At 42.9% G+C, this 4,232-nt stretch carries 1 protein-coding gene; it reads left to right on the forward strand.

What is annotated here, in order from left to right; genetic code table 11:
• The coding region (locus ABIZ51_04745; protein ID MEO7088084.1) for a PKD domain-containing protein at positions 1-4,129 on the forward strand (4,129 nt) is incomplete at its 5' end.
• Positions 4,130-4,232 lie beyond the last annotated feature (103 nt).

Consider the following 4,232-nt stretch of genomic DNA (forward strand, 5'->3'; position numbering starts at 1 on the left):
TTCTAATGCTGCAGGGAATACTTTGCCAATAGTTATGGGTTCTCCAGTTGCTGGTATTGTTGCGGGTTGGCAAACAATTGTAACAGCTGGTACAGATCCTTATGGTTTATTCCCTATGGTTTATGCAGGTACATATTCCGCCAAATTAGGAGATACACGAGCTTTTTATCAGGAAGAGAACATTTCTCAAACATTTACTGTTTCGGCAGCCAATACTAATTTTACGTATGCTTATGCTGTTGTATTACAGGATGGTGGCCATGCTCCAATAGATCAGCCTTTTTTTGATGTTGACATGAAGGATCAAGCAGGTGCTGAAATTACATGCGCTAATTATTTTGTTGCTGCGAGCGCCGGTATTACTGGTTGGCAAACTTCTACACTTGATAATACAGTGCATTTCAAAACTTGGACTCTTGTAAACATTGATTTAACTCCTTATATTGGTCAAAACGTTACTATTAAGTTTACAGCAGCGGGTTGCGATCAAGGTGGACATTTTGGCTATGCTTATGTGGATTGTAATTGTTCCCCACTTACTATTATGCAGCCAGATTCGTTGTGCCCGGGTGGCAGTGTTAGCTTATCTGCTCCTGCTGGAGCAGCTTCTTATTCATGGGCTCCTGGAGGACAAACAAGTCAAAATATAACCGTAACTACGCCTGGCACGTATTCGGTAACAATCACATCACCGCAAGGTTGTACCGAAGTTTTAACGGACAAAGTTGTTCAATACCCAGCTCCTGTAGCTAATTTTACCTATACCATTCCGTCTTGTGTAACCGCTGATTTTACAAACACATCTACGGTAGCTAATCCCTATGTCATAAGCGGTTATTCCTGGAATTTTGGGGATGGTGGAACATCTACTACAACAAATCCGACACATACTTATGGAGCATCTGGTACTTATAATGTGAAGTTGATTGTTACCTCGTCTAGTGGCTGTAGAGATTCTATTACATTACCAGTTGTCGTTGTTACAACTTCCGTAACGGCAGTGGCAAGTCCTGCAACGATATGTACGGGCGGATCAAGTACATTAACTGCAAGTGGAACTACAACATATAGTTGGAGTACGGGTGCCACGACAGCAAGTATTACAGTAACACCCGCTACTACTACTACTTATACTGTAACAGGAACATCAACGGGTTGTACAACTACAGCAAGTGTTACCGTAACAGTTACGCCACCGCCAACGATAACGGTCAATTCACCAACGATTTGCGTGGGTACAAATGTGATATTAACCCCAGGAGGCGCTGTAACGTATAGTTGGAGTACAGGCGCTACGACGAATTTTATAACAGTGAATCCAGCTGTAACGACAAGCTACACGGTAACAGGAACCTCCTCAGCGGGCTGTACAGGTAGTGCAATAGCGACCGTAACGGTTAATCCATTACCGACAGTAACAGTCAATTCGGCGAGTATATGCCCAACGAGCAGTGCGATTTTAACAGGCGGCGGCGCTTCAACATATAGTTGGAGCACGGGCGCTTCGACGAATTCAATCACAGTGAGTCCAGCGACAACAACAACTTATACAGTAACAGGCACGGATGTGAATGGATGTACGAATACAGCCATAGCGACTGTAACGGTAAATAATTCATTAACAGTAACCGTTAATTCAGGCAATATCTGTCCAGGCAGCAGCATGATTTTAACATCGGCAGGAGCGGGAGTTGGAGGTACTTATGCATGGACACCAGCAGGAGGCTTGAGTGCTACAACAGGAGCAAGTGTAACAGCTAATCCGGCAACAACGACAAGCTATACTGTAACAGGAACATCCACATCAGGCTGTACAGGCAGCGCGATAGCGACAGTAACAGTTTATCCAACACCGACGATAGGCGTTAATTCTATTACAATTTGCAGTGGCAGCAGTGGATCTCTGACGGGTACGGGAGGAGTAAGTTATAGTTGGTCACCAGCAGGAGGCTTAAGTGCAACCACAGGAACAACAGTAACAGCCAATCCAACAGTAACGACGAACTATACGGTAACAGGTACCGATGTGAATGGATGTACGAATACAGCTATAGCCACGGTAACGGTGAATCCATTGCCAGTGGTAACGTTTACTTCCACAACTGTTTGTTTTAACAATGCAACCGCTTTCACAGACGGTTCTACCACAGGAGTAGGAACTATCACAAGCTGGTCATGGAATTTTGGCGAACCATCATCTGGAGCTAATAATGTATCGCTCACTCAAAATCCGACACATACGTATGGATCCTCTGGGACCTTCAATGTTAGGTTGATTGTAACGAGCAGCGGAGGTTGTGTGGATTCAATTACATTGCCAGTGGTAGTGAATCCATTACCAGTAGCAGGATTTACTTCATTGAGTGTATGTGCAGGCAGTGCGATGAACTTTACAGATATATCAACAATTCCATCTGGTAGTATTACTGCATGGGCATGGAACTTTGGAGACCCAGGATCAGGAGTCAACAATACCTCCACAACGCAATCTCCAAGTCATGTTTATAGTACAGCAGGTAATTATACGGTAACTTTGACAGTAACTTCTAACAATGGATGTCAAGGAACGACAACAAAAACAGTAACAGTGAATCCGATACCGGTTGCCTCATTTACAAGTACATCGGTTTGCGTATCAGATGCAACAACCTTTACGGATGGCTCTACCGTGGCTCCAGGAACGATTACCAGTTGGTCATGGAATTTTGGAGATGGAGGTACAGCCAGCACTCAAAATACAACGCATACGTATGCAACCAGTGGAACATTTACGGTAACGTTAACAGTTACTTCTAATGGAGGCTGTACGAATACAGTAACGAATACAATCACTGTATTCCCATCACCAACAGCTTTGTTTACAGCAACCAATGTTTGTTTAAACAATACGAGCACCTTTACAGATGCTTCCACGGTAAGTATAGGTACCATCACTGGTTGGTCATGGAACTTTGGAGACGGTAATACAAGTATTATCCAAAGCCCGACCCATACGTACGCAGCAAGTGGTGTTTATGTAGTAAGTTTAACAGTAACATCCTCGAATGGATGCAGCAATACGATAAGCAAAAATGTAAGTGTTTATCCATTGCCGGTAGCAGCCTTCAGCAATACAACGGTTTGTCAGAACAGTCCGACTTCTTTTACAGATGGCTCTACAGTATCATTCGGCATCATCAGTAATTGGTCGTGGAATTTTGGAGATGGCAATACAAGTGGAGTTCAAAACCCAGTTCATTTGTACGCAAAAGATTCGACATACATCGTTAAATTAGTGGTAACGAGCAGCAATGGTTGTGTGGATTCAGTTACTCACAATGTAACGGTGAATCCGAATCCTGTGGTAGCCTTTACGGTTAATGACAGTGTAGGTTGCGCACCATTGTGTGTTGATTTTACAGATCACAGTACGATAGCCAATGGCGGCACCATCAATACGTGGTTATGGTCTTATGGCGATGGCGGTACAGATAACACTCAAAACCCAAACCATTGTTATACAGTACCAGGAACTTACGATGTGATGCTGACCGTTAGTTCACAAAACAATTGTTCTACAACGTTGACGCATTCACGTATGATAACCGTTTATCCAGTACCGGAAGCAGCGTTTACGATGAATCCTCAGCCAACGACGATTGTAAATCCGACGATAAATTTTGTGGATCAATCTACGGGAGCAAGCTCATGGCATTGGAACTTTGGCGATGGGGATACCTTGACATGGGCAAGCGACAATCATCCAACACATACGTACGGAGATACAGGAACCTTTAATGTGGAAGAAATAGTAATTAATCAATTTGGATGTAGCGATACAGTAACACATCCAATCATCATCGAGCCGACCTTTACGTTTTATGCACCGAATGCCTTTACGCCGAATGGCGATGGTGTCAACGATTATTTTTACGGAACGGGTATTGGCATAAAAACGTATGAGATGTGGATCTTCGACCGTTGGGGTAATTTAATCTTTTACACGAATGATTTGAATAATAAGTGGAATGGTGTTGTGATGGGCGGAACTAGAATGGCTCAGATAGATGTGTATGTATGGAAGGTAAAATTGTTGGATGTGTTTGATAAATCGCACCAATACATCGGTCATGTATCCTTGGTTAAATAAAACAAGCAAGTAACACAATCACTTTTAAAACCTACAACGCCTTGTACAAAATACAAGGCGTTTTTTTATGTCCTTGAAAAGGCACATTGAAAAATTATTTTTT

The organism is Bacteroidia bacterium, from assembly GCA_039924845.1.
In the GTDB taxonomy this organism is placed as follows: Bacteria; Bacteroidota; Bacteroidia; order DATLTG01; family DATLTG01; genus DATLTG01.